The organism is Albimonas donghaensis, assembly GCF_900106695.1.
GTDB lineage: Bacteria > Pseudomonadota > Alphaproteobacteria > Rhodobacterales > Rhodobacteraceae > Albimonas > Albimonas donghaensis.
The window spans coordinates 1291027-1316425 of the sequence record NZ_FNMZ01000001.1; the positions used below are offsets into that span (position 1 = coordinate 1291027).

Annotated in this window: 23 protein-coding genes and 1 tRNA gene; 15 read left to right on the forward strand and 9 right to left on the reverse strand. The window is 71.9% G+C overall.

The genetic code is table 11. The features are described from left to right. Positions 1-5: 5 nt before the first annotated feature. Positions 6-869 (reverse strand): crotonase/enoyl-CoA hydratase family protein, encoded by an 864-nt coding sequence (locus BLV24_RS05395; RefSeq protein ID WP_092680063.1) that lies wholly within the window; start codon positions 867-869, stop codon positions 6-8. A 181-nt stretch (positions 870-1050) separates the two neighbouring features. On the opposite strand from BLV24_RS05395, the gene BLV24_RS05400 reads away from it, so the two are divergent. The 9 genes from BLV24_RS05400 to BLV24_RS05440 all read left to right on the forward strand — a co-directional run bounded on the left by BLV24_RS05400 (position 1051) and on the right by BLV24_RS05440 (position 9724). Beyond that, positions 1051-1428 carry an HNH endonuclease gene (locus BLV24_RS05400; protein ID WP_245710387.1) on the forward strand — a complete coding sequence of 126 codons (378 nt, stop codon included), beginning with the start codon at positions 1051-1053 and terminating at the stop codon, positions 1426-1428. A 183-nt stretch (positions 1429-1611) separates the two neighbouring features. Then, entirely contained in the window at positions 1612-1854 is a 243-nt protein-coding gene (locus BLV24_RS05405; protein WP_143040223.1) for a (2Fe-2S)-binding protein, read from the forward strand. After that, positions 1851-2336 (forward strand): bacterioferritin, encoded by a 486-nt coding sequence (bfr, locus tag BLV24_RS05410; RefSeq protein WP_092680064.1) that lies wholly within the window; start codon positions 1851-1853, stop codon positions 2334-2336. The genes BLV24_RS05405 and bfr overlap by 4 nt, the downstream gene beginning before the upstream one ends. A 217-nt stretch (positions 2337-2553) precedes the next feature. Then, positions 2554-4353 carry a leucine-rich repeat domain-containing protein gene (locus BLV24_RS05415; protein WP_092680065.1) on the forward strand — a complete coding sequence of 600 codons (1800 nt, stop codon included), beginning with the start codon at positions 2554-2556 and terminating at the stop codon, positions 4351-4353. Between the two features lie 93 nt (positions 4354-4446). Beyond that, complete coding sequence (cysQ, locus tag BLV24_RS05420; RefSeq protein WP_092680066.1) at positions 4447-5226, forward strand: 3'(2'),5'-bisphosphate nucleotidase CysQ; 780 nt, start codon at positions 4447-4449, stop codon at positions 5224-5226. A 4-nt stretch (positions 5227-5230) separates the two neighbouring features. Continuing rightward, on the forward strand, positions 5231-6037 hold the full coding sequence (locus BLV24_RS05425) for a 3-deoxy-manno-octulosonate cytidylyltransferase (protein ID WP_092680067.1): 807 nt from the start codon (positions 5231-5233) through the stop codon (positions 6035-6037). 270 nt (positions 6038-6307) lie between these two features. Further along, positions 6308-7201 carry a UTP--glucose-1-phosphate uridylyltransferase GalU gene (gene galU, locus BLV24_RS05430; protein ID WP_092680068.1) on the forward strand — a complete coding sequence of 298 codons (894 nt, stop codon included), beginning with the start codon at positions 6308-6310 and terminating at the stop codon, positions 7199-7201. Positions 7202-7232: 31 nt separating this feature from the next. Next, on the forward strand, positions 7233-8216 hold the full coding sequence (gene galE / locus BLV24_RS05435) for a UDP-glucose 4-epimerase GalE (RefSeq protein ID WP_092680069.1): 984 nt from the start codon (positions 7233-7235) through the stop codon (positions 8214-8216). A 287-nt stretch (positions 8217-8503) separates the two neighbouring features. Beyond that, positions 8504-9724 carry a glycosyltransferase gene (locus BLV24_RS05440; RefSeq protein WP_143040224.1) on the forward strand — a complete coding sequence of 407 codons (1221 nt, stop codon included), beginning with the start codon at positions 8504-8506 and terminating at the stop codon, positions 9722-9724. 345 nt (positions 9725-10069) lie between these two features. Here BLV24_RS05440 and BLV24_RS05445 read toward each other — a convergent pair whose 3' ends face one another. From BLV24_RS05445 to pcaD, 5 genes are all read right to left on the reverse strand, one after another. After that, complete coding sequence (locus tag BLV24_RS05445; protein WP_092680071.1) at positions 10070-11416, reverse strand: lyase family protein; 1347 nt, start codon at positions 11414-11416, stop codon at positions 10070-10072. A 332-nt stretch (positions 11417-11748) separates the two neighbouring features. Continuing rightward, entirely contained in the window at positions 11749-12390 is a 642-nt protein-coding gene (pcaG, locus tag BLV24_RS05450) for a protocatechuate 3,4-dioxygenase subunit alpha (RefSeq protein ID WP_218133335.1), read from the reverse strand. A gap of 1 nt (position 12391) precedes the next feature. Further along, entirely contained in the window at positions 12392-13126 is a 735-nt protein-coding gene (gene pcaH / locus BLV24_RS05455) for a protocatechuate 3,4-dioxygenase subunit beta (protein ID WP_218133359.1), read from the reverse strand. A gap of 312 nt (positions 13127-13438) precedes the next feature. Then, positions 13439-13903: a 4-carboxymuconolactone decarboxylase gene (pcaC, locus tag BLV24_RS05460; protein ID WP_092680284.1), complete on the reverse strand. Its 465-nt coding sequence runs from the start codon at positions 13901-13903 to the stop codon at positions 13439-13441. Next, positions 13903-14691 carry a 3-oxoadipate enol-lactonase gene (gene pcaD / locus BLV24_RS05465; RefSeq protein WP_092680073.1) on the reverse strand — a complete coding sequence of 263 codons (789 nt, stop codon included), beginning with the start codon at positions 14689-14691 and terminating at the stop codon, positions 13903-13905. The genes pcaC and pcaD overlap by 1 nt, the downstream gene beginning before the upstream one ends. Before the next feature lie 211 nt (positions 14692-14902). Between pcaD and BLV24_RS05470 the strand changes: the two genes are divergently transcribed. From BLV24_RS05470 to BLV24_RS05480, 3 genes are all read left to right on the forward strand, one after another. Beyond that, positions 14903-15697: an IclR family transcriptional regulator gene (locus BLV24_RS05470; RefSeq protein ID WP_176954630.1), complete on the forward strand. Its 795-nt coding sequence runs from the start codon at positions 14903-14905 to the stop codon at positions 15695-15697. 472 nt (positions 15698-16169) lie between these two features. After that, positions 16170-16244 (forward strand) — tRNA-Asn (locus tag BLV24_RS05475). A gap of 519 nt (positions 16245-16763) precedes the next feature. Next, positions 16764-18350, forward strand: coding sequence for a class I adenylate-forming enzyme family protein (locus BLV24_RS05480; protein WP_218133336.1), 1587 nt, complete (start codon positions 16764-16766; stop codon positions 18348-18350). A gap of 335 nt (positions 18351-18685) precedes the next feature. Here the strand turns inward: BLV24_RS05480 and choV are convergent, their stop codons facing one another. The 3 genes from choV to choX form a co-directional block, all read right to left on the reverse strand. Then, positions 18686-19723, reverse strand: a complete 1038-nt coding sequence (gene choV, locus BLV24_RS05485) for a choline ABC transporter ATP-binding protein (protein WP_092680075.1) — start codon at positions 19721-19723, stop codon at positions 18686-18688. Further along, positions 19720-20559, reverse strand: coding sequence for a choline ABC transporter permease subunit (gene choW / locus BLV24_RS05490; RefSeq protein WP_092680076.1), 840 nt, complete (start codon positions 20557-20559; stop codon positions 19720-19722). Before choW ends, choV begins: the two co-directional genes overlap by 4 nt. Before the next feature lie 204 nt (positions 20560-20763). Then, positions 20764-21711 (reverse strand): choline ABC transporter substrate-binding protein, encoded by a 948-nt coding sequence (choX, locus tag BLV24_RS05495; RefSeq protein ID WP_092680077.1) that lies wholly within the window; start codon positions 21709-21711, stop codon positions 20764-20766. A gap of 113 nt (positions 21712-21824) precedes the next feature. Here choX and betI point away from each other — a divergent pair, with 113 nt between their 5' ends. The 3 genes from betI to betB are packed head-to-tail and all read left to right on the forward strand — an operon-like array spanning position 21825 to position 25395. Next, a complete protein-coding gene (gene betI / locus BLV24_RS05500; RefSeq protein ID WP_092680078.1) occupies positions 21825-22415 on the forward strand; it encodes a choline-binding transcriptional repressor BetI in 591 nt (196 codons plus the stop codon). Then, positions 22412-23932 (forward strand): choline-sulfatase, encoded by a 1521-nt coding sequence (betC, locus tag BLV24_RS05505; protein ID WP_092680079.1) that lies wholly within the window; start codon positions 22412-22414, stop codon positions 23930-23932. Before betI ends, betC begins: the two co-directional genes overlap by 4 nt. Further along, positions 23932-25395 (forward strand): betaine-aldehyde dehydrogenase, encoded by a 1464-nt coding sequence (gene betB, locus BLV24_RS05510; RefSeq protein ID WP_092680080.1) that lies wholly within the window; start codon positions 23932-23934, stop codon positions 25393-25395. Before betC ends, betB begins: the two co-directional genes overlap by 1 nt. Positions 25396-25399: the final 4 nt, after the last annotated feature.

Consider the following 25399-nt stretch of genomic DNA (forward strand, 5'->3'; position numbering starts at 1 on the left):
GCCGGTCATTCGAACCTGGGCTCCGAGGTCCAGTCGAAGAAGGCCGGCATGTCCGCCGGCGGGACCTTGGTGTATTCCGGCGTCCGCTTCTCCCCGAACGCGGTCACGCCCTCGCGCCCGTCCTCCATCGACAGCTGGAAGATCGCGCGGCTGTCCATCCTGTGCGCCTCCATCGGGTGGCTCGCCCCCGCCATCCGCCACAGAAGCTGCCGGTTGACCGCGACCGAGACCGGCGAGACCCCGTCGATATAGCGCCGCGCCGTGGCCCGCGCCGTGGCCATCAGCTCCTCGGGCTCGACCACCCGGGTGGCGTAGCCGCCGCGAGCCAGCTCCTCGGCCGGCAGGATCTCTCCCGACATGGCCCAGTCGAGCGCGGTGGACATGCCCACCAGCCGCGGCAGGAACCAGGACGAGCACGCCTCCATGCACACGCCGATCTTGGCGAAGACGAAGCCGATGCGGGCCTTCGAGGACACGATCCGCGCGTCCATCGCCAGCGGCATGGTGGCGCCGATGCCCACGCCGACGCCGTTGATCGCGGCGATCACCGGCTTGGTCATGCGGAAGATGCGCAGCGTGATGGTTCCGCCGGTGTCGCGGATCCTTTCCGCCTCGGGGCCCAGCGGGTCCACGCTTTCGTCCAGGCCGAAGACGTTGCCGCCGGTCGACAGGTCCATGCCCGCGCAGAAGGCCCGTCCCTCGCCGGTGAAGATCACAGCGCGCACCTCGGGGTCCGCGTCGGCGCGGTCGAGCACGGCGAGGATCTCCGCCGCCATCTCCACCGTGAAGGCGTTGAGCCGGTCGGGCCGGTCCAGGGTGACGGTGCAGATGGCGTCTTCGACGTCGTAGCGCAGGGTGGTGTAGGTCATGCGTCTCTCTCCCGGGGCGGCCGCTTCAGGGGGCCGCGTCGGGGGCGGAGCCTAGGGCGCCCCGCCGGGGGATGCGAGAGGGGCGGGCGACAGGCCGGGGCTTGCCGGGCCGGGGCTTGCCGGGCCGGGGCTTGCCGGGCCGGGGCTTGCCGCGCGGCGCGCGGGCCTGCAGGCTGCGCCCATGTCCCGCCGCGCCCGCAAATCCGCGACGCCCCCGCCGGCCGCGCCGCCGGAAACGGGGGAGACCGCGCCGGTCTGCCCGCTCTGCCCGCTCTGCCTGCGCCCGATCCCGGCGGGGGCCCGCGCCTCTCGCCACCATCTCACGCCGCGGCTCAAGGGCGGCGCGAGGGGGCCCGCCCCCCTGCTCCACCAGATCTGCCACAACGAGATCCACGCCGCCCTGAGCGAGGCCGAACTCGCCCGCGCCTATGCCGCGCCCGAGGCCCTGCGCGCGCATCCGGGGCTCGCCCGTTTCATCGCCTGGATCGCCTCCAAGCCCCCGGATTTCCACGCGCGATCCCGGCCCAACCTGCGCAAACGCCGCGCGCGCGGGCGCTGAGACGGCCGCCCCGACCCGTCCCGCCGCCTCCGCCCAGGCCCGTCCCACAGGGTGCGACGTTATTCCGAGGGATTTCGTCGGTTTTCTCTTGGCGCCCGCCGCGCCGCGCCCCATGTTGGCCCCAGGTTCCCTCCGCTCGCCCCGGATCGGGACTCTTCGCTCGACGGAACGGGAAACCGCCCTATGATCGTCTGTCACTGCGCCCGGATCCGGAGTTCGGACATCCATGCGGCCGTCGCCTGGATGCGCGCCGCCGACCCGCATGGACTGATCACGCCGGGCAAGGTGTATCGTGCGCTGGGCAAGCGCCCCGAATGCGGCGGTTGCGTCTCGCTGTTCGTGGATGTCCTGCGCGCCGACGAAAACACCGGGGTGCCGCCCGTTCTGCGGGGTCTGCGCAGCCCCGCGAAGCGGAGAATGAAATGAAGGGCGATCCCAAGGTCATCGAGTATCTCAACAAGGGTCTGCGCAGCGAGCTGACGGCGGTGAGCCAGTACTGGCTGCACTACCGGCTGCAGGCGGACTGGGGGGTGGGCAAGCTCGCCGCCAAGTCCCGCGCCGAGTCGATCGAGGAGATGCACCACGCCGACAAGTTCATCGACCGCATCCTGTTCCTCGAAGGCCATCCCAACCTCCAAGTCCTTGATCCGCTTCGCATCGGCGAGACGGTGAAGGAGACGCTGGAATGCGACCTGGCCGGCGAGCACGACGCGCGGGCGCTGTATAAAGAGGCCCGGGAATATTGCGAGAGCGTGGGCGACTACGTCTCCAAGAACCTGTTCGAAGAGCTGATGACGGACGAGGAAGGCCATATCGACTTCCTCGAAACCCAGCTCGACCTGCTGGAGCGGATCGGGGTCGAGAAATACGAGCAGCTCAACTCGGTGAGCGCCGATACCGCCGAATGAGGCGGGCCCCCGAGGGGGGCGTTTCGGCACGGCTCAAGAAGGCCCGCGGCGGGGACGCCGCGGGCCTTTTTCGTGCGGATTTCGGGGGGGTGACATGCGTGCGCCTTGCGTGCACCGCGCGTATGCCAGGTGAAAGGGTTGGTTATTCGACCGCTTGACCCGGCGCGATGGGCGCGGCCTTCTGGTCAGGATTGGTTAATCGGACAGGGGCGGCGCGGTGCTGGAGATCGAATACGGGCGGGAGGAGTGGAACCAGAACCCCGACGCCGCCTATACGGAAGCGGTCCGCCGCATCCGCCTGACCCGCGACGCGAAAGACCCCGAGGACCGCAGGACAATCTGGTTCAGCGACCTCGGCGCGCTGCGGGCGATCCCGCCGGGATTGGGGGAGGTCGAAGGGCTCGAAGCGCTGGAAGTCGGGGACGGCGAGACGCCGGATGGAAAGTTCCCCGCCCCCTCCCAAGAGATCGAGTCGCTCGCGCCGCTGGCCGAGGCGTCTGACCTCCGCCGCCTCAACCTGCGCGACACAGGGGTGACGGACCTTTCGCCTTTGGCCCGCCTGCCCCGCCTGCGGGTTCTTGATCTCGGCAATAACCCGCAGGTCGCGGATATCGCGCCGGTCGCCGTACGCACGGGGCTGCAGACCCTCAACCTCAGCGGTACGCGGGTCGCCAGTATCGCGCCGCTTGTCGAATGCACGGGGCTGCAGAGCCTCGACCTCAACCGCACGAAGGTCGCGGATATCGCGCCGCTAGCCGGATGCACGGGGCTGCGGAGCCTCGACCTCAACTTCACGCAGGTCGCGGATATCGCGCCGCTCGCAGGATGCACGCGGCTGCAGAGCCTCGACCTCAACAGCACGAAGGTCGCGGATATCGCGCCGCTCGCCGGGTGCACGGGGCTGCAGAGCCTCGACCTCGCTCGCACGCAGGTCGCGGATATCGCGCCGCTGCTTCGGATCGGGAGGTTTCCGGCAGGGGACGGTAAGTATCTCGACATTGAAGACACGCCCGCCGCGCGCAGCGATCAGGCGCTTGAAGCGATTTCAAAGAAGACTCCAGGCGTTCAGGCACGGGAGGTGATCGACTGGCTGCGCGAAAAGCACCCGGAGGCGGAAGCGGAGGCGGACGCGCCCTCGGCGCTTGAGGAGCGCCTGGCCGAGGCGAGCCGTGTTGATGTTCGGTTGCGCGAGGGGCCGGATGGCGCGCATATGATCGCGCTCGACCGGCTGGGGCCGGAGGGCGCGGCGCGGTTCGATCCGCAGGCCCAGGCGCAGCGGCTCGACGGGTTGCGGGCCAGCGCCGATGACCTGATCGAGGATGCGGGCGTCGCGGGCGCCTCCGGCCAGGTGCCCGAGGAATTCACGATAGCCTTGCGGCGTTATCGCAAGCGGCTCGACCGCGACCCGGTGAACATCTTCGAGCTGGAACCCTCGATCCGGCGCATCGACAGCGCCCTGCGCTCCGCCGACCGGCCGGAATTCGACCAGATGATGCGGCCGGGCTTCATCGGAGGGTTGGAGGCGCTGGTCGCGCATCACGACAGGCTGAAACCCTATTTCGAACCGCCGAGCGAGGTGGAGCGCCGGCGCGACGCCGCCCTGCCCCCGGTGCGCGCCGATGCGGACCTGGAGGCGCTGCGCGACACGGTCGCCGATATCGCGGAGAAGATGCGGGACCTGGAGGCGACGAAAATCGCGGACGGCTCGCTCGCCGGCGTCGCGGATGCGGCGACGCAGGAGATCGACGCGGAGAAGGCGCGGCCCGGCGAGGCCCAGAGCCGGGGGCGGCGCATCCTGCGGGGGCTGGGCGGCATGGCGGCGCGGCTCTCCGGCTTCGCGCGCATGGTGCGGGAGGGCCGGAAGGTCTGGAATGTTGGCAAGGCGTTCTTCGAGAGCGAGGAATGGCGAGCGATCGAAGAAGCGCTTTCGAAGGCGCAGGAGAAATTCGCGGAGCTGTTGGCCGACGCCCTCGACCCGCTTGATGCGCCTGACGAGGACGACGATCCCGAGCCCTGACCCCGCCCCCCCTGCGTCCCCCCGCCCCTCGACATCCACGCCGCAGCGCGGCAAACCTTGCTGCCGTGTGGGACCGAAACCGAGGGCAAGACCATGGATTACAAGGCGATCACCGACACTTTCACCGAACTCGCGCTCAAGGCGGGAGAGGTGATCCTCGAGGTCTACGCCTCGCCCGATTTCGACGTGAAGTCCAAGTCCGACGAAAGCCCCGTCACCGAGGCCGATGAGAAGGCCGACGCCCTGATCTCGGCCGGACTGCGCGAAGCCTTCCCCGACCTGGCGCTGGTCACCGAAGAGCAGGCCGCGACCCATGGGCAGTCGGTCTCGACCTTCCTCATCGTCGACCCGCTCGACGGGACCAAGGAATTCGTGCAGCGGCGCGGCGAGTTCACCGTGAACATCGCGCTGGTCGAGGACGGCGTCCCGACCCATGGCGTGGTCTACGCCCCGGTGCTCGGCCGCCTGTTCCGCACCCTGCCCGGCGGCGGGGCCGAGGAGATCAAGCCCGACGGGACCGACGCGACGCCGCTGAAGGTCGCGACCCCCGACAACGCGGCGCTGAAGGTCGTGGCCTCGAAATCCCACCGGGATGCGGCGACGGACGAATACATCTCCAAATACCAGGTGGCGGATTTCCTGTCGGCCGGCTCGTCCCTGAAGTTCTGCCTGCTGGCGGCCGGGGAGGCGGACCTGTATCCGCGGCTGGGCCGCACGATGGAATGGGACACGGCGGCCGGCGACGCGGTGCTGCGCGCGGCCGGCGGCGAGGTCCACGCCTGGGAGGGCGGCGCGCTGAAATACGGCAAGGAGGGCTTCGCCAACCCGTTCTTCATCTGCTTCGCCCCGGGCGTCGAGCTGAAGGACCGCTGAGACCATGCCCGCCCCCCGCGCCGCCATCGTCATTCCCGCCCGCTACAAGTCCTCGCGCTTTCCCGGCAAGCCGTTGCAGGCGCTGCGCGGGGCGGACGGGGTGTCGAAATCCCTGATCCAGCGGGCGTGGGAGGCGGGGATGGCGGCGCAGGGCTTCGCCGAGGTGGTGGTGGCGACCGATGACGCCCGCATCGCCGAGGCGGCGGAGGGGTTCGGCGCCCGGGTGGTGATGACTCCGGAGAGCTGCCGCAACGGAACCGAACGCTGCGCCGCCGCCCTGCCGATGCTGGAGAGCGATCCGGAGGTGATCGTGAACCTTCAGGGCGACGCGCCGCTGACGCCGCCATGGTTCCTGGAGGCGCTGCGCGACGCGATGGCGGACCAGAGCTTCGACGTGGCCACCCCGGTGCTGCGCTGCGACGCGGAGGCCCATGCGGCCTTCCTGGAGGATCGCGCGGCGGGGCGGGTCGGGGGCACCACGGCGGTCTTCGACCGGTCCGGGCGGGCGCTGTATTTCTCCAAGGAGGTGATCCCCTACACGGGGCGCACCTTCGCCGCGGCCGAGACCTGCCCGGTCTTCCACCATGTCGGCGTCTACGCCTACCGCCCCGGCGCGCTCGCGGCCTATGCGGGCTGGCCGGAAGGCGGGCTGGAGACCTGGGAGGGGCTGGAGCAGCTGCGCTTCCTGGAAAACGGCGTGGCGCTGAAATGCGTCGAGGTCGAGGCCCGGGGCCGCGTGTTCTGGGAAGTGAACAACCCGCAGGACGTCGCCCGCGTCGAATCCGCCATGGAACGCGCCGGCATCCTGTGAAAGGATCGTATCCGTTCCGGCAACGATGGCCGCATGGCCGCGCCGGGACGTCAGGGAAGCCCGAACCCGCCGCGAAACCGGACCCGCGTCGAGACAACGCGCGTAAAAGCCCGCCGAAAGGTGCGCCCGGTCACGGAATGGTCACGGGCCCCCGCCAATAACGACCCCAGCGCGCCGATGCGCGCCGCCGGCCGCCCCTGTCGCGGGACCCGGCGCAAACCTGATCACAAGCCCCGCGGCGCAGCCTGCGCCGGGGCGAAAGAGGACGATATGGGCAACAAAGTCACCAAGGCCATCTTCCCGGTCGCGGGGCTGGGCACGCGGTTCCTGCCGGCCACCAAGGCGATCCCCAAGGAAGTGCTGCCGCTGGTCGACAGGCCCCTGATCCAGTACGCGATCGACGAGGCCCGCGCCGCCGGGATCAAGGAATTCATCTTCGTCACCTCGCGCGGGAAATCGGCGCTGGAGGATTATTTCGACCTCGCCCCCGAGCTTGAGCGCGCGCTGGAGGAAAAGGGCAAGACCGACCTGCTCTCCGAAGTGCGCAAGGCCAACATGGACAGCGGCCAGATCGCCTATGTGCGCCAGACCGAAGCGCTCGGCCTCGGCCATGCGGTGTGGTGCGCGCGCCGCCTGATCGGCCCGGAAGAGCCCGTCGCGGTGCTGCTGCCCGACGACGTCATCGCCTCCGAGACCCCGTGCCTCGAACAGATGATGGACGCCTACATGGAGACCGGCGGCGCCATGGTCGCCACCATGGAAGTCCCGCGCGAGCAGGTGTCCTCCTACGGCGTGCTGGACGTCGAGGACGACATGGGCCGGCTGGTCAAGGCCAAGGGCATGGTCGAGAAGCCCAAGACCAACCCGCCCTCCAACCTCGCGGTCATCGGGCGCTACATCCTGCCGCCGTCGGTGTTCACCACGCTCAACGACGGGCAGAAGGGCGCGGGCGGGGAGATCCAGCTCACCGACGCCATCGCGCGGGAGATCAAGGAAGGCCGCGACGTCTACGGCTACCGCTTCCAGGGGCGGCGCTTCGACTGCGGCTCCAAGTCCGGCTTCCTCAAGGCGACGGTGGCCTTCGGGCTGGCGCGTCCGGATCTGGGCCACGAATTCTCGGACTTCCTGCGCGACACCGTGGCGGGTCTGAGAGCTGCCGAGTAACTTCAACTTCCACGCTTAAAGAACGGAACTCATGGCGAGAATTCTGGTCACCGGCGGCGCCGGCTATATCGGTGCGCATGGCTGCAAGGCCCTGCGCGCCGCGGGACACGAGCCCATCGTGTTCGACAATTTCCGCACCGGCTGGCGCGATGCGGTCAAGTTCGGGGAGATGATCGAGGGCGACCTGCTCGACCTCGACGCCCTGAAGGCGGCCTTCGCCCAGGCGAAGCCCGAAGCGGTGATGCATTTCGCGGCCCTGTCGAATGTCGGCGAGTCCATGGCCGACCCGGAGCTTTACTGGCGCAACAATGTCGGCGGCTCGCTGAACCTGCTGACCGCGATGCGGGATGCGGGCGTGGGCTCGATCGTGTTCTCCTCCACCGCCGCGACCTATGGGGAGCCGGACGAGGACCCGATCACCGAGACCGCCCGTCAGGCCCCGATCAACCCCTACGGGGCGTCGAAACTGGCGGTCGAGAAGATGCTCGACGATTTCGAGAAGGCCCACGGCATCCGCTCCATCGCCTTCCGCTACTTCAACGTGGCGGGCGCGGACCCGGAGCGGCAGGTGGGCGAGCATCACGTGCCCGAAACCCATCTGGTGCCCAATGTGCTGGATTCGGTGGCCGGCGCGCGCGATGCGCTGACCATCAACGGCACGGACTACCCCACCCCGGACGGGACCTGCATTCGCGACTATGTGCATGTCATGGACCTGGTGGACGCGCATGTGCTGGGGACCGAGTGGCTGCTGGCGGGCAAGGAGAGCCTGCGGCTGAACCTCGGGACCGGGTCCGGGTTCTCGGTGCGCGAGGTCGTGGACGCGGCTTCCGAGGTGGTCGGCGAAACCGTGCCGATGAACTACGGGCCCCGGCGCCCCGGCGATCCGGCGCGGCTGGTCTGCGACGGGACCCGCGCGCGCGAGGTGCTGGGCTGGTCGCCGGAACGGTCGGTGATGGCGCAGATGATCGGCGACGCCTGGGCGTGGCGGCAGACGGGACGGTATTCGCGCTGAGGCGTGAGGCCTGCCTTGCGCTGAGGCGCGGGCGGGGGGGGGCGCCCTCCCCGGAAGCCACGGATGGAACGAGGGAAACGGGGGCGCGGCGCGTCCCCGTTTCACGTTTGCGAGGGCGGGGCGCGGGCGGCGCGGCTTTCCGTTGACACGGGCGCGCGATGAACGGAGCGTGACGCCTGTTCGTTCGCCGGATCGGCCCGCGGGGCGCCCGGCTTCCCGCATGGCGTTTCCGGGAGAGCCCCGCCGATGAAGCCGCCCTCCGCCCGCCTCGCATGACGGTTCCGAAGTTGCGCCGTCTGCTCGACCTGACCCGCACCGTGGCGCGGGCCGGCCGGACCATTCCCGGGGCCATCGACCGGGCCGAGCGCGCCTGGGCCGCCCGGCTGACGGCGCAGGACGGCGCGCGGTTCCTGGTCTCGGCCGGGCCGCGGCACGCGCTGCTGGACGGCGCGGGGGCCGCGGCGCTGATCGCGGCGCTGGACGGGGGGGAGGAGCTGCCGCCCGCCGATCTGCGCGGCGCGTTCTCACCCTGGCGGACCGAGCGGCAGCGGCGCGCCGACAGCCTCGCGCGTCGGCTCGCGCTGGGCCAGGGGGAGGATCTGGGCGCCCTTCTGGGGGCGGAGCGGGGGCGCTTCCTTTACCTGAACGTGGCGCAGGCGCAGCTCGACGCGGCGCGGCTCAAGGCGTTGCGGGCGGGGGGGGCGGCGCAGGCCGTGGCGCTGTGCCATGACCTCGTGGCCCTGGAGCGGCCGGAACTGGCGCGGCCGTCGGAGCCCAACCGCCTGCTGGCCTTTCTCGGGGCGGCGGGGCTTTGCGACGGGCTGCTGCATGCGACGCCCGCCACCGCCGACATCGCCGCGGCGCATCTGGAGAGCCCGCCGCCCTCGCGCATCGCGCCGCTGGGGCTGAGCCCCCTGCCCCCGCCCGGACCGGACGCGGCGCCGGCGGAGACGGAGGGCGGTTTCGTGATGCTCGGCGCCATCGAGCCGCGGCGCAACCATCTCGCGATGCTGTGGATCTGGCAGCGGCTGTGGGACGAGCTGGGTGAGGCCGCGCCGCGGCTGTTCATCCTGGGCCGGCGCGCCTCGGAAAGCGAGATGGTGGCCGACATTCTCGACCGCGCGCCGATGGCCGGGCGCGTGGTGTTCGAGCGGAGCGAGCTGGGCGACCCGGAGGTCGCGGTCCGGCTGGCGAGCGCCCGGGCCATGCTGGCGCCGAGCTTCGCGGAGGGCTCGGCCCTGGCGGTGGCGGAGGCGCTGGCGCTCGGCTGCCCGGTGATCGCCGCCGACATCCCCGAATTGCGGGCCGAAGGCGGGGCGGCGCCGGATTACATCGACCCGCTGGACCTGCCCGCATGGCTGGAGACGCTGCTCGCCTACGCCGATCCGATGGCGGAGGGGCCGGACCCGCGCGCCGCTCAACTGGCCCGGATCGAGGCCTGGCGGCCGCGGGACTGGGCCGCGCATTTCGAGGCGGCGGAGGATCTTTTCGCGCAGATCGGCGCCTGATCCCGCCGGGTTGAAGATACGGAGGCGCGGGTTGGGGCACGCGGCGCAGGGGGGCGCGGGTTGGGGCGACCTCCTGTCACGCAGGCATCACGGCGACTCGCGTTGATGGTGACGGACGGCGCGGTCGCGCCGCTCGGGCGGAGGGGAAACCGCCGGGGCGGAGGCACAGCGGCTCGCCAGGTCCGACGTCCCTTCGCGGGGGGGGTCGGGCGTCCTCTCCGGGCCTGCTGCGCGTGGCGCGCGGGCCGTTCGCCGGGCCGCCGGCGACGGGGAGCTGAGGGGGCCGGGCGGCGACGCCCGGCCCCTTTCGGGTTTCCGGAACGGCGGGCGCGGCGGCGGGGCGCGTCAGCCCCCGCAGGCCTCCGCCGCCAGCGCCGCGAACCGGTCCGCATGGACGGGGGCGAGGCCCATGTGCAGCTCCGGCGCCAGCGCCGCGGACCAGTCGATATCCGGGGTCTCGGGATCGGCGGCCAGCGCCTCGGCCAGCGTGACCGCCTGCGCCGCGGCGGCCTTGCAGGCGCGCCCCACGGCGTCCTGGGCGGCGGGGCGCGGCATGCCTTCGGAGACCATCCGGAAGGTCGCGGCCTCGGCCAGGATCACCCCGCCGCCGGCCGCCATGTTGGCGCGCATCCGGGCCGGGTCCGGGCGCAGGTCCTCGGCCAGCGCCTGCGCGTGGCGCGCGGCCCCGGCGGCGGTCAGGCACAGTTGCGGCAGGGCCAGCCATTCCTGCATCCAGGCGGCGCCGTCCCGCTCATGCCCCGCCAGCATCGCCTGTTGCAGGGCGGAGGCCAGGGGGCCCGCGTGGCGGGCGAGCGCCGCCAGCGTCTCGGCCCCCACCGGGTTGGCCTTGTTGGGCATGGTGGAGGAGCCGCCCGAAGCCCCGGCGGCGAGCTCTCCGACCTCGGTCTGGCCCAACAGCGCCACGTCGAGCCCGAATTTCCCCAGCCCCCCCGCAAGAATGCCGAGCTGGGCGGCCAGTTCGGCCACGGAATCCCGGGCCGCGTGCCAGGGCAGGTCCGGGGCGGCGAGCCCCAGTTCCTCGGCCAGGCGGGGCGGCACGGCGGCGGCGTCCGGCCCCATGGCCGCGAGCGTGCCCGCGGCCCCGGCCAGCGAGACCTGGAGCAGCCGCGGGCGCAGTTCCGCCAGCCGGGCGCGGGCGCGCAGGACCGGCCCGCCCCAGATGGCGATGCGGGCGCCGAAGGAGGTGGGGGCGGCGGCCTGCCCGCGGGTGCGCGCCGCCATGGGCAGGTCGCGCCAGCGGGTCGCGGCGGGGCCGAGGGCGGCGAGGATCGCCAGCAGGCGGGCGTCGAGCTGGTCGAGATAGGCGCGCAGCCGCAGGGCCAGCGCGGTGTCGACGATATCCTGGCTGGTCGCGCCGAAATGCACCCAGGCGGCATGTTCCGGGGCGCCCATCGCGGCGCGGAAGGCGGCGACGAAGGCGGGGACCGGCACGCCGGCGGCGGCCGTGCCGGGGGCGAGCGCGGCGGGGTCGATGACCAGCTCGCGCGAGGCGCGGTGGATGGCGACGGCGGCGGTCTCGGGGATCAGGCCGAGCGCGCCCTGGGCGCGGGCCAGTCCGCCCTCGACCAGCATCATGGCGCGCAGCTCGGCGGGGGCGGAGAACAGCCGCGCGGCGTCCGGATCGGAGACGAGATCGCGCAGCATCGGGCTGTCGAAAGGCGTGGCGGACATCGCGGGCTCCGGATGCGGGAGAGGGCGGGCCGGACCATGCGACGCCCGGCCCGAAGGCGCAACCGGGGCGGGGCGGAGCGGGGCGGGGATCGGCGCCGGGCGGCCTGCGCGGTGAGGCGACCACGCGGCCGGCGGGAGCGTTGGTCGCAGGCCGGAGCGGACGGACGGGGGCGCAGCGGGCGCGAAAACTCACGCCCGGCGGGAAAGATGGCCACGGACGGGACAGGAGACGGGGCGGCCGCGGCGCGGGGGCGAGGCGAAGCCTCGTCCGAAGCGCGCGGCGCCCCCGCCCCCCTCCCCTCGCCGAGCGGAGGCAGGCCGGGGGCGCGGGGTCAGATGTCGAAGAACACCGTCTCCCGCTCGCCCTGAAGCCGGATGTCGAAGCGGTAGACGCCCGGGCCTTCCTGCGCCGCGATCAGGGTCTCGGCCCGCGCGGGCGGGTCGATGCGCGCGAGCACCGGGTCCTCGGCGTTGGCGCTGGCTTCGTCGGGGAAATACATCCGCGTGTGCAGCCCGATATTGATGCCCCGCGCCACGATCCAGAAGGTGATGTGCGGAGCCATCAGGCGGCCGTCCTTGAAGGGGACGCGGCCGGGGCGCAGGGTCTCGAACATCCATTCGCCGGTATCGCCGTCGGCGGCGGCGCGGCCGAAGCCTCCGAAGGCGCCGTCGGCGACGCCGCGAGGCTCCCCGATCCCGGCATGGAGCCCGGCGGCGTCGGCCTGCCAGATCTCCACCAGCGCGTCGCGGACCGGGGTTCCGGCCCCGTCCCGGACGCAGCCGCGGATCGTCACCCGCTCCCCCTGCGCGCCGGGGTCGAACACGGCGCGGCCGAGATCCTCGGGATAGACCCCCTCGATCCCGGAGAAATTGGGGGTGAGGCCGATATGCACATAGGGGCCGGCGGTCTGGGAGGGGGTCTCCTTGAAATAGCCGTTGAGGTCGTTGGGCAGGTCGTGGCGCAGGCGGCTCATGTCACAGACCCTCCATCCGGTTTTCGAACAGCGTCGAGCGGCGGCCGCGCAGCACGATGTCGAAGCGGTAGGCGAGCGCGTCCATGGGGATGGCGTTGCGCAGGTCGAGCGGCGCGATCAGCCGCTCCACCGCCGCGCGGTCGGGGATGGTGTTCACGATGGGGCATTTCCAGATCAGCGGATCGCCCTCGAAATACATCTGGGTGATGAGGCGCTGGCCGAAGCCGTGGCCGAAGAGCGAGAAGTGGATATGGGCGGGGCGCCAGTCGTTGGGGCCGTTGGGCCAGGGATAGGGGCCGGGCTGGATGGTGCGGAAGCGATACCAGCCGGCCTCGTCGGTGATGCAGCGCCCGCAGCCGCCGAAATCCGGGTCGAGGGGGGCGAGGTAGCTTTCCTTCCGGTGGCGGTATCGGCCGCCGGCATTGGCCTGCCAGACCTCGACGAGGGCGCCGGGGACGGGGCGGCCGTTCTCGTCCAGCACGCGGCCATGGACGATGATGCGCGGGCCGACGGGGGTGTGTCCGGGGCGGGCGAAGTTGAGCGTCAGGTCGTCGTCGAGCGGCCCGAGCTGATCGTGGCCGAAGACCGGGCCGGTAAGCTCCGACAGGGTCGAGTCCAGCGCCACCAGCGGACGCGAGGGCGAGCGCAGCACCGAGGTCTTGTAGCCCGGATCACAGGGCTTCGGGTGCCATCCGTTGCGGTCGCGGGTGAAGTAGGCCCCTTCGGGGTGGGCCATGTCGCTTTCGAATTCCATCGCCGCCTCCTGCGCGATCGTTCCCCCCTGGGGGCGTCCGCGGCGCGGGCGCCCGGCCGGGCTCCCCCCCGGCGGCATGCGCGGCCTTTCGGGCCATGGGCCGGGCCTTTCGCCCCCGGCGGGGCCGGCCGCCCGCCCCTTCGCCCAGACGAGCTTTCGCGCCTACGCTCCTGCGCGCCTTCGCCGCCCCGCCCCGTCCGGTCCGCTCCGCTCCAGTCACGCCGGGCCAGAGACCGGACGCCCGAGCCGCGCCTCCCTGCCGGGGCGGCGCGGGCCGGTGCGGGACGGCGCGCGTCAGTCCCTGGTCGGCGCGTCGCCCGAGCCGGACGGCTCCGGCGCCCCGCCGGCGTCGGTCGCCTCGCGCTCGGCGAAGACCTGCTTGGCGATGCGAAAGGCGGTGTTGGCGGCCGGCACGCCGGCATAGACCGCCACGTGAAGCAGCGCCTCGCGCAGGTCTTCGGGGCTGGCCCCGGTATTGGCGGTGGCGCGGGTATGAAGCGCGAACTCCTCCTCCCGCCCCAGACCGGCCAGCAGCGCCAGCGTGATGAGCGACCGCTCCCGCTTGGTCAGCTGATCCCCCGACCATACCGTGCCCCAGGCCCCTTCGGTGATGAAATCCACGAAGGGTTTGTCGAAAAGCGTCGCGGTTCCCTGGCTGCGGTCCACATGGGCGTCGCCCAGCACGCTGCGCCGGGTCGCCTCGCCCATGGCGCGGCGGGCGGCGCCCGGGTCGGCTGCGGGGGCTTTGGTCTCGGTCATCATCCGATCTCCGACAGAAAGGCGGTCAGCATGGCCGCGCAGGTGTTGGGATGCTCGATGCAGGGCAGATGCCCGGCCTCGCGCACCAGCTCGAACCGGGCGCCGGCGATCAGATCCGCGGTCGCCTCGACCACGGCGGGGGGCGTGGCGCCGTCCTCGTCCCCGCAGATCGCCAGCACCGGCACGCTGATCCGCGCCGTGGAGGCGCGCAGATCCGCGTCGCGCAGCGCCCGGCAGCAGGCGGCGTAGCCCCGGCTTTCGGTGCGCGAGAGCATGGCGCGCCAGGCGGCGAGCTCCGTCCTGCGATGGGCCTGGTAGGCCGCCGAGAACCACTTGGCGATGACCCCGTCGGCGATGGAGGCGACGCCCTCCGCCTCGACCTGGGCGATCCGGCTTTCCCAGCTCATCGGCTCGCCGATGCGCGCGGCGGTGTCCATCAGCACCAGCGCCCGGACCAGATCGGGACGCCGCGCCGCCAGCGCCTGCGCCACCATGCCCCCGATCGACAGCCCCACGATCACCGCCCGCTTCACCTCCAGGTGGTCGAGCAGCGCCGCGAGATCGTCGGCCAGCTCCTCCACCGTGCAGGCGTCGGAGGGGGTGTCGGACAGGCCGTGGCCGCGGGTGTCGTAGCGGATGATGCGCAGCCGCGGGCCAAGCCGCGCGACCATGTCGTCCCAGATCCGGAAATCGGTTCCCAGGGAGTTGGAGAACACCACCGGGGTCCCGCCCCGGTCGCCCTCGTCGGCGTAGTGAATCGCGGCTCCCTTGACGTCGAGCGCCTGCATCGCGTGTCCTCCCCTGCCCGCGCCGCCCGCCCCGCCCCGCGCCGGCGGCCCCGGCCGGGCGCGGGCGAGGTCCCCTGCGAGGGGGCTCGGAGCGGCGGATCACGAACTTGTATAGAGCGTTGAGCGCCCCGCCAACCCGATCCCGGCGCCCGGCTCTGGTCAGCTGCGCGGAACGGACTAGTTGCCGATGCACAGGCAAAGGAGGCCGAACATGGCCGCGAAAGACACGGACGGACGGACCGGACAGGTGAGAGCCATCACCCGAGCGGTTTCGGTGATGCGCGCGCTTTCCGACAGTCCCGAGGGGCTGACCCTGTCCGAGACCGCGCAACGCGCGGGGCTGGCCGCCTCGACCGCGCACCGCATCCTCACGACGCTGGAGAGCGAGCGCTTCGTGCGCTTCGACGCGGGCACGGGGTCGTGGCAGGTGGGAGTGGCGGCGTTCACCGTGGGCGCGGCCTTCGCGCGGACCCGCGACGTGATCGTGATGGCGCGGCCCTATATGCGACGGCTGATGGAGACGACCGGCGAGACCGCGAACATCTTCCTGGAATCGGGCGGCGAGATCGTGTGCATGGCCCAGGTCGAGAGCCGCCATGCGATGCGCGCGCTGACCCGGGTCGGCGGGCGCACCAAGATGCACTGGTCGGGGGCGGGCAAGGCGATGCTGGCCCATATGCGCCCCGAGCACGCGAAACGCGTGATCGAGGAGCACGGCCTGCCCCGCGCCACGCCGCGCACCCTGACCGACCCCGACGCCCTGGCCGAGGCGTTGGAGCGCGCCCGCCGCGACGGTGTGGCGGTGGACGACGAGGAGCACGCCGAGGGCCTGCGCTGCATCGGCGCCGCGGTGCTGACCGAGACCGGCGCCCCGGCCGCGGCGATCTCCGTCTCCGGCCCCAAGAGCCGGATCGGGGACGAGCGCCTGTCCCAGCTGCGCGAGCTGGTGGCGCGGGTGGCGGGCGAAGTGACCCGCGAATACGGCGGCCGCCCGCCCGGAAGCTGAGGGGGGGGATCCGAGCGGGCGAAGCCGAGGGTCCGGCCCCGGCGCCTTCGCCGCGGCGATTCCCTCCCGAACCCGCGCCTCGCGCCCGGATCCGCTCCCGCCCCCTCCCGGCCCCGAAACCCGCCCCGAGACCCGCGCGCTGGCTTGCATCCGCCCCGCGCCATGCGCCCTCGCCGCGCGCAGTCCCGCCCCGGGCCGGCCCCCAGGTCTCGGGGCCGGGGCCGGTTTCCGCAGGGCGCGACGGGCGTCCGCCTCCGTTTTCGCCCTCCCGCCGCGCCCGCGTCCGACACGTCTCCGGTCCCCGCCCAGCCCCCGCCCAGCCCCCGCCCAGTCCCCGAAAGCCCGTCATCCGGCCGCGCCCCGCGCCTTCCGACCGGCGCAATCCGCCGCAGGATGCGAAAGGCGCCCGCACCCTCTGGACGCGCCCCATCGCCCTTGCTATACGCCGCCCAGCCGACAAGGCGCGGGCTGATCCGGCGTAGCTCAGTGGTAGAGCATCGGACTGTTAATCCGCTGGTCGTAGGTTCGAATCCTACCGCCGGAGCCATCCCGCACCGAGGCCTCCCGAGAGGAGCGTCTCACACGGCCTTTCCCTGATATCGAAGCGCGTCCCGGGCAACTCGGGTCCCGGGCGGGTCTTGCGCGCCCTGCGCGTGCTTGCCCTGTGCGTGGGGCCGAGCCCTGCGCGCCGGCACGTCGCGTCGGGCGTGACGGAGGCCGAAACGCGCGTCCCGACGCGCTCCCCCGCCGGCGCCGTCTCTCTTCCCCTTGCCCCCACTTCCCTCTTCCCTCTCCCCCCTCGCCGCCGTCTCCGCGCCGCGCGGGCGCCCCGGCGCCGTCCGCGGGCGGGCCGACGCGCGGCTCCGGACCCCTGACGCTGCGCCGCCCGCCGATCCCCCGCCGCGACCCCCTGCCGCGAGCCCTCGCGCAGCGGCGCCGCAACCTGTATCGGTTTCCCCGCCGGGGCGGGCCGCCCCGAGCCTGCGCCCGCGTCGTCGCGCCGTCCCGCACGGCCCCGCCCTCGCGCCGCGCGCCCAACACAAGTCGGCCCGAACGGAGGATGAAGATGACCGCCCAGCCCGCCCCTGACGCCCCGCGCGGCCCCCTGCCCATGCCCGGCATCGACCCGGGCCTCGCCCATGCCGCCTCGGCGCTGACCGTGGCCGACCATTTCGCGGCGCGCGTCCGGCTCGCCCCCGACCGGCCGGCGGTGGCGGACGGGCGGCTGGCGCTCAGCTACGCGCAACTGGACGAACGCGCCGCCCGGCTGGCGGGGGCGCTGGCCGCGCGGGGCGTGGCCCGGGGCGACCGCGTGGCGGTGCTGGCGGAGAATCGCGGCGAGTTCCTGGAGCTGTTCCTGGGCTGCGCGCGGATCGGCGCCATCGCCTGCTGCCAGAACTGGCGGCTGGCGGATGAGGAGCTGCGCCACTGCCTCGGCCTCGTCGCCCCGACCCTGCTGCTCGCCTCCCCCCGCTTCGCCGAGACCGCCGGGCGCGTCGCCCCGCAGGGCTGCGCCGCGCTGGCCTATGGCGACGCCTACGAGGCCGCGCTGGCGGAGGCCCGGCCGGCGCCGGCCGACCCGAACGTGGACCCCGAAGACGGGCTGCTGATCCTCTACACCTCGGGCACCACGGGGCTGCCCAAGGGGGCGCTGATCTCCCACCGGGCCGAGATCGCGCGGGCCATGGTGGCGGCGACCGACCTGCCGACGGGCCCCGAGGACGGGTTCGTGGCCTGGGCGCCGCTGTTCCACATGGCCTCGGCCGACACGGCGCTGGCGACCCTGATGCGGGGCGGCAAGGTGATGGTGATGGACGGCTTCGACGCCCCCGCCCTGGCCGAAATCGTATCGCGGGAGCGGATCGGCCGCCTGACCCTGATGCCCGGCGCCATCCAGCCCTTCATCGACGCGATGGCCGCCCAGGGCCTGCCCGCCGCCGGCGTGAAATACGCGGGCGTCATGGCCGACCTGGTGCCGCGGGACCAGATCGCGGCGGTGACCCGGCTGCTCGACGCCCCCTACCTGAACACGTTCGGCGCGACCGAGACCGGCTCCACCCCCGTCTCCGCCGGCATGATCCCGGTGGGCGCGCGGCCCGAGCGGCTGGACAAGACGCTCAACACCTGGTGCCGGACCCGGCTGGTGGACGCGGACGACAACGAGGTCGCGGATGGCGAGCCCGGAGAGATGGCGGTGCGCGGGCCGACGCTGTTCTCGGGCTACTGGAACAACCCCGAGGCCAACGCCAAGGATTTCCGCGGCGGCTGGTTCCACATGGGCGACATGTTCGTGCGCAACCCCGACGGGACGCTGAGCTTCGTGGACCGGTCCAAGTATCTGATCAAGTCGGGGGGCGAGAACATCTACCCCGCCGAGATCGAGCGGGTGCTGCTGGCCGATCCCCGCGTCTACGACGCCTGCGTGGTGCGCAAGGCGGATGCCAGATGGGGCGAGACGCCGGTGGCCTTCGTGGCGCTGAACCCGGGCGCGGAGGCGACGGAGGCGGAGATCATCGCCAGCTTCGACGGCCGCATCGCGCGCTACAAGCGCCCCTCCGCCGTGCGCTTCGTGGAGGATGCGGACCTGCCCCGCTCCACCACCGGCAAGATCAAGCGGCATGAACTGGAGGAGCGGCTGCGCGAGGGCGGCTGAACGCCGGGCGCGCGACGGGCCCACGGCGGGCCCACGGCGGGCGAGGGAGCCGCGCGTCGACCCGCGCGCTGGCGGCGCCGGAGCGCCCGCGCGGCGTTGCGGGGGGCGGCGCGGGCGGCGAGGTCTCCCCGCCCCCGCCCTCATCGCGATCCGTCGCGATCCGTCGCGATCCGTCGCGATCCGTCGCGATCCGTCGCGATCCGTCCGGGGCCGGGCGCCGGAGCGCTGGGCGCGAACCCTCGCGTCCCCCCGACACGCCGAAGGCGGACGGGGGCGCCGGCCGGGTTGGGGCGCGCCCGCGCCCGGCCTTCAGCCCATCGGCCCCGGCGCGTCGGTCAGGCCGGCGCCGTGCCGGCCAGCGCCGAAACCACGTCCTGCGCCCGCACCACGCCCCGCGGCGCGCCGTCGGGGCCGGTGACCCCGACCTCCGCCGCGCCGTCGCGCAGCATCTCCATCACCTGGGTCAGCGGCGCCGAGACGCCGACCGTCGGCGCCTCCGGCCCGGCCATCCCCTCGCCCAGCGCATCCCCGGCCCGCAGCACGCCCAGCGGGTTCATATGGGCCACGAAATCCGCCACGTATTCGTTCGCCGGCTTGCGGATGATGTCGCGCGGGGTGCCGCATTGCACGATCCGCCCGCCCTCCATGATCGCGATGCGGTCGCCCAGCTTGAACGCCTCGTCGAGGTCATGGCTCACGAAGACCAGCGTGCGCTTGAGGTTCTTCTGAAGGTCCAGAAGCTCGTCCTGCAAGCGCGCCCGGATCAGCGGATCGAGCGCCGAGAACGGCTCGTCCATCAGCAGGATCGGGGCCTCGGTCGCGAAGGCCCGCGCCAGGCCCACCCGCTGCTGCATCCCGCCCGAAAGCTGGCCGACCTTGCGATCCGCCCAGTCCGAGAGGCCCACGAGATCGAGCTGGCGGCGCACCTTGTCGTCGCGCTCGGCCCGGCCCATGCCGGCGAGCTCCAGCCCCAGGCCCACATTCTCCGCCACGTTGCGCCAGGGCAGCAGGCCGAACTGCTGGAACACCATCGCCACCCGGGTCGCCCGGATCTTCCGGAGCGTCCTCGCGTCGGCGGCGGTCACGTCGTCCATGCCGCTCTGACCGTCGGAGATCAGCACCCTGCCCCGCACCACCGGGTTCAGCCGGTTGACCGCGCGCAGAAGCGTCGACTTGCCGGACCCCGACAGGCCCATGAGCACGAGGATCTCGCCCTCGGACACCTCCTCGGAGCAGTTGTGGACGCCGAGAACCTGCGACGTCTCCTCCTGCACCCGAGAGCGGGACATGCCCTTGTCCATCAGCGGCAGCGCCTGCTGCGGGCGGCCGCCGAAGACGATGGAGACGTTGTCGAAGATGACCGCCTTGCTCATTTCGCCCGCCCCCCGATGCGCAGGATCCGGTCGAGCAGGATCGCCACGACCACGATGATGAAACCGCTTTCGAAGCCGAGCGCGGTGTTGACCTGGTTGAGCGCGCGCACCACCGGCACGCCGAGCCCGTCGGCCCCGACCAGCGCCGCGACCACGACCATGGACAGCGACAGCATGATGGTCTGGTTCAGCCCCGCCATGATCTGCGGCAGCGCGTAGGGAAGCTCGACCTTCACCAGCTTCTGGGTGGGGGTGGCGCCGAAGGCCTCCGCCGCCTCAAGCAGCGCGGGGGGCGTGGAGGACACGCCCAGATAGGTCAGCCGGATCGGCGCGGGCAGCACGAAGATCACCGTGGCGATCAGGCCGGGCACCATGCCGATGCCGAAGAACACGATCGCCGGGATCAGGTAGACGAAGGTCGGCAGCGTCTGCATCAGGTCCAGCACCGGCTGAAGCCCGGCATAGAGCCTGGGGCGATGGGCGGCGTAGATGCCGATGGGCACGCCGACCGCCATGCACACGATGCAGGCCGAGAGCACCAGCGTCAGGCTCTCGGTCATCTCCTCCCAATAGTCCTGGTTCATGATGAACAGGAAGCCGAGGAAGGTGAAAAGACAGATCTTCCAGTTGCGCTGCAGCGCCCAGGCGATGGCCACCGCCACCGCGGTGACGATCAGCGGATGCGGGGTCTGAAGCAGCCAGAGCAGCGCGTCGATCAGCGCGCTCATCACATCGGCGAGCCCGTCGAAGAACCATCCGCCATTGTCCTGAAGCGTGTCGAAGAAGGCTTTCGCCCATTTTCCGACCGGGATCTTGTTGTCGGACAGCCATTCCATGCAGGGGTCCCCTCCGTGCTCGCGTCTGGTCGCGCCGGGTCATTCGGCCGGGTCATTCGGCCAGGTCATGCGCCCGGATCTTGCGGCGGGCGGGCGCCGACCGTTCCCTCGACGGCGCCCGCTCCGCATGTCAGGCGGGGGGCGCGCGGCCCCCCGAAACGCCGAAGGGGGCGGGCCTAGCGGACCCGCCCCCCCTGGGACGTCTCAGAGCCCGAAGGCCTCGGTCACGGCGGCCAGACCCGGCTCGCCGTCGACCGTGGTGACGCCGTTCAGCCAGGCGGCCACCGCGTCGGGATTGGCCTTCATCCAGGTCATGGTGGCGTCGTCCGCATCCTCGCCATCGTCGAGGATCTTGCCCATGATCTCGTTCTCCATCGCCAGCGAGAACTTGAGATTGTCGAGGAAGGCCCCGACATTCGGGCACTCGGTCGCGAAGCCCTTGCGGGTGGTGGTGTGGACCACGCCCTCGCCGCCGAAGAAGTCCTCGCCGCCGGTGAGATACTTGAGCGAGTAGTTGGCGTTCATCGGGTGCGGTTCCCAGCCCAGGAACACCACCGGCTCTTCCTTCTTGTAGGCGCGCCCGACCATGGCCAGCATGCCCTGCTCGGAGCTTTCGACCACCTCGAAGTCCTTGAGGTCGAACTTGTTCTCTTCGGTCAGGGAGACGAGATAGGTGTTGCCCTCGTTGCCCGGCTCGATCCCGTAGATCTTGTTGTCGAGCTCATCGGCGAACTTGTGGATGTCGGCATAGGTCTTGAGACCGGCCTCGTAGGCGTAGGTCGGCACGGCGAGCGTGTACTTGGTGCCTTCGAGGTTGATCGCGACCTGCTCGATCTCGCCCGAGTCGAGATAGGGCTGGATCGCGCCCTTCTGGGCCGGCATCCAGTTGCCCAGGAACACGTCCACGTCGTCGCTTTCCAGCGAGGCGAAGGTGACGGGGACCGACAGCACCTTCACGTCGACATCGTAGCCGAGCGCTTCGAGCACCTGCTTGGCGGCGGCGGTGGTGGTGGTGATGTCGGTCCAGCCGACATCGGAGAAGACGACCTCGTCGCAGGCGGCCTGGGCGGTCAGCGGAGCGCCGGCCACGGCGGCGAGAACGGCGGCGCCGGCGACGGCGCGGGCGCGACGGGCGATGATGTTGCGATGCATTTCGGCTCTCTCTCCCGGTTGAGCTTGGGACGCGGGTTGATTTTGATTGATGCCTCAATCAAAAACGAACCGTCCGCGGATGTAAACGCTTGTGTGGATCGGGTGGGATTGCAATGCCGAAAGTCGGGATGGAGCCGCTGCGTCGCGACGCGCTGATCCGCGCCTGCATCGCGGAGATCGGCGAGGCCGGATCGCTGAGCGTCACCGTGGGCCGCATCGCCGCGCGGGCGGGGGTGTCGCCGGCGCTGGCGCATCATTACTTCGGCTCCAAGGACCGCATCCTGCTCGCCGCAATGCGCCATATTCTCAGGGAGTTCGGCCTGACCGTCCGGCTCGGGCTGGCCGGGGCGAACGACCCTGAGGCGCGGGTCCGCGCGATCGTCCGTGCCTCGTTCTCGCCCGAGCAGTTCAGCCGCGAATGCATCGCCTCCTGGCTGGCCTTCTACGTCCTGGCGCAGACCTCTCCGGAGGCGGCGCGGCTGCTGCGGGTCTATGCCGAGCGGCTCGATTCGAACCTGGTTCACGGGCTGCGTCCGCTGGTCGGCGAATCGGATGCGAGGCGAATCGCGCAGGGCCTCGCCTCGATGATCGACGGGTTCTACATCCGCTGCGCGCTTCAGGACCGGGCCCCCGACGGGGCCGGCGCCGAAGCCGCGGTGAACGACTATCTCGACCTGTGCCTGGCAAGGGAGCACGCCGCTTGAGCCGCCGTCCCAACATCCTCGTCATCATGGTGGACCAGCTGAACGGGACCCTGTTCCCCGACGGCCCCGCCCCCTGGCTGCACGCCCCCAACCTGGCGAGCCTGGCCGAACGCTCGGTCCGCTTCGCCAACGCCTACAACGCCTCGCCGCTCTGCGCCCCGGCGCGGGCGGCGTTCATGGCGGGCGCCCTGCCCCGGCGCACGCGGGTCTATGACAACGCGGCCGAATTCGCCTCCGACATTCCCACCTACGCGCATCACCTGCGCCGGGCGGGCTACGCCACCTGCCTGTCGGGCAAGATGCATTTCGTCGGCCCCGACCAGCTGCATGGCTTCGAGGAACGGCTGACCACCGACGTCTACCCCGCCGATTTCGGCTGGACGCCGGACTACCGCAAACCGGGAGAGCGCATCGACTGGTGGTATCACAACCTCGGCTCGGTGACCGGCGCGGGGGTGGCGGAGATCACCAACCAGCTCGAATACGATGACGAGGTCGCCTATAACGCGGTCCGCAAGATCTACGATCTGGGGCGCAGGCGCGATGACCGCCCCTGGATGCTGACGGTCAGCTTCACCCACCCGCATGACCCCTATGTGGCGCGCAGGCGGTTCTGGGATCTCTACGCCGACTGCGACCACCTCGCGCCGCGGGCGCCGGACATGGGCTACGACGCGCAGGACCCGCATTCCAAGCGCCTGTTCGACGCCAATGACTGGCGCAAGTTCGACATCTCGGACGAGGACGTGGCCAGGTCCCGCCGCGCCTATTTCGCCAACATCTCCTATGTGGACGACAAGATCGGCGGCATCCTCGACGCCCTGCACGGCACGCGGCAGGAGGAGGACACGGCCATCGTCTTCGTCGCCGACCATGGCGACATGCTCGGCGAGCGCGGGCTGTGGTTCAAGATGAGCTTCTTCGAGGGCGCCTCCCGCGTGCCCCTGATGATCGCCGCGCCGGGGCTCGCGCCCGGGCGGGTGGAGGCGCCGGTCTCCGCGCTCGACATCACGCCGACGCTGGCCGACATCGCGGGCATCGACATGTCCGAAATCTTGCCCTGGACCGATGGCGAAAGCCTGATGCCGGTGGCGACCGGGGCCGCGGCGCGCGAGACCCCGGTGCGCATGGAATACGCGGCCGAAGGCTCCTACGCGCCGCTGGTCTGCCTGCGCGGCGAGCGGTGGAAATACATCCACTGCGAGCTGGACCCCCCGCTGCTGTTCGACCTGGAAGCCGACCCGGACGAGCTGACCAACCTCGCCGCCGACCCCGCCCACGCGCCGGTGGTCGAGGCCTTCGCGGCGCGGGTGCGGGAGCTGTGGGACCTGGAGGCCTATGACGCCGAGGTCCGCCAGTCCCAGGCCCGCCGGCTGGTGGTCTACGAAAGCCTGCGCAACGGCGCCTATTACCCGTGGGATTTCCAGCCGCTGCAGAAGGCGTCGGAGCGCTACATGCGCAACCACATGGACCTGAACGTGCTGGAGAACGACCAGCGTTTCCCGAGGGGCGAGTGATGACCGCGCAACCGATCGCAAGCCATTTCGTCGATGGCCGTTACGTGGAGGACGAGACCGGGGCCGAGTTCGTCTCGCGCCATCCGGCGACGGGCGAGGTCATCGCCCATCTGCATGCCGCCACCCAGGCGGTGATCGAGGCCGCCTTCGACTGCGCCGCGCGCGCCCAGAAGGAATGGGCCGCCTGCGCGCCGGCCGAGCGGGGCCGCGTGCTGCGCGAAGCGGCCCGGATCCTGCGCCGGGACAACCAGGCGCTTTCGGAGCTGGAGACGCTCGACACCGGCAAGCCGATCCAGGAGACGCTGGTGGCCGACGCGGCCTCGGGCGCCGAGGCGCTGGAATATTTCGGCGGCATCGCCGCGGGGATCGCGGGGGAGACGATCCCCGTCCCCGGCGCCCATGTCTACACCCTGCGGGAGCCGCTGGGCGTCTGCGTGGGCATCGGGGCGTGGAACTACCCGATCCAGGTGGCCTGCTGGAAGGCGGCCCCGGCGCTGGCCTGCGGCAACGCCATGGTCTTCAAGCCCTCGGAGGTCACGCCGCTGACCACCCTGAAGCTGGCCGAGGCGCTGGTCGAGGCCGGCGCCCCTCCGGGCCTGTTCAACGTGGTGCAGGGCATGGGCGAGGTCGGCGCGGCGCTGGCCGCCCATCCCGCCTGCGCCAAGGTCTCGCTGACCGGGTCGGTCCCCACGGGGGCCCGCGTGGCGGCGCAGGCCGGCGCGCGGCTGATCCCCGCGACCATGGAGCTGGGCGGGAAATCGCCGCTGATCGTCTTCGACGACGCGGACCTGGAGGACGCGGTGGGCGGCGCGCTGCTGGGGAATTTCTACTCCGCCGGGCAGGTCTGCACCAATGGCACGCGGGTCTTCGTGCAGTCGGGCATCCGCGACGCCTTCATGACCCGCCTGCTGGAACGCACCGCCGCCATCCGCATCGGCGATCCGACCGATCCCGACACCCATATGGGCCCGCTGATCTCCGCCGAACATGCCGGCCGGGTCCGCGCGGCGATCGAGGCGGGGGAGGCCGAGGGCGCCTCGCGCCTCACGCAGGACGCGCTGCCGGATCTGCCGGGGCTCGACTCCGCCGCCTTCGTGCCGCCGACCATCTTCGGGGGCGTGACCGACGACATGAGCCTGGCGCGGGAGGAGATCTTCGGCCCGGTCCTGTCGCTGCTGGATTTCGAAACCGAATCCGAGGTGATCGCCCGCGCCAACGGCACCCCCTTCGGGCTCGCCGCCGGGCTGTTCACCCGCGACGTGACCCGCGCCCACCGGGTCGCCGCGGCGCTGGACGCCGGGGTGTGCTGGATCAACTGCTATAACCTCACCCCGGTCGAGGCGCCCTTCGGCGGCGTCAAGGCCTCCGGCATGGGGCGGGAGAACAGCAAGGCGGCGGTGGAGTTCTACACCCGCCTGAAGACCGTGAACCTGGGGCTCGTCCCCGTCGACAGCCCTTACTGAGGAG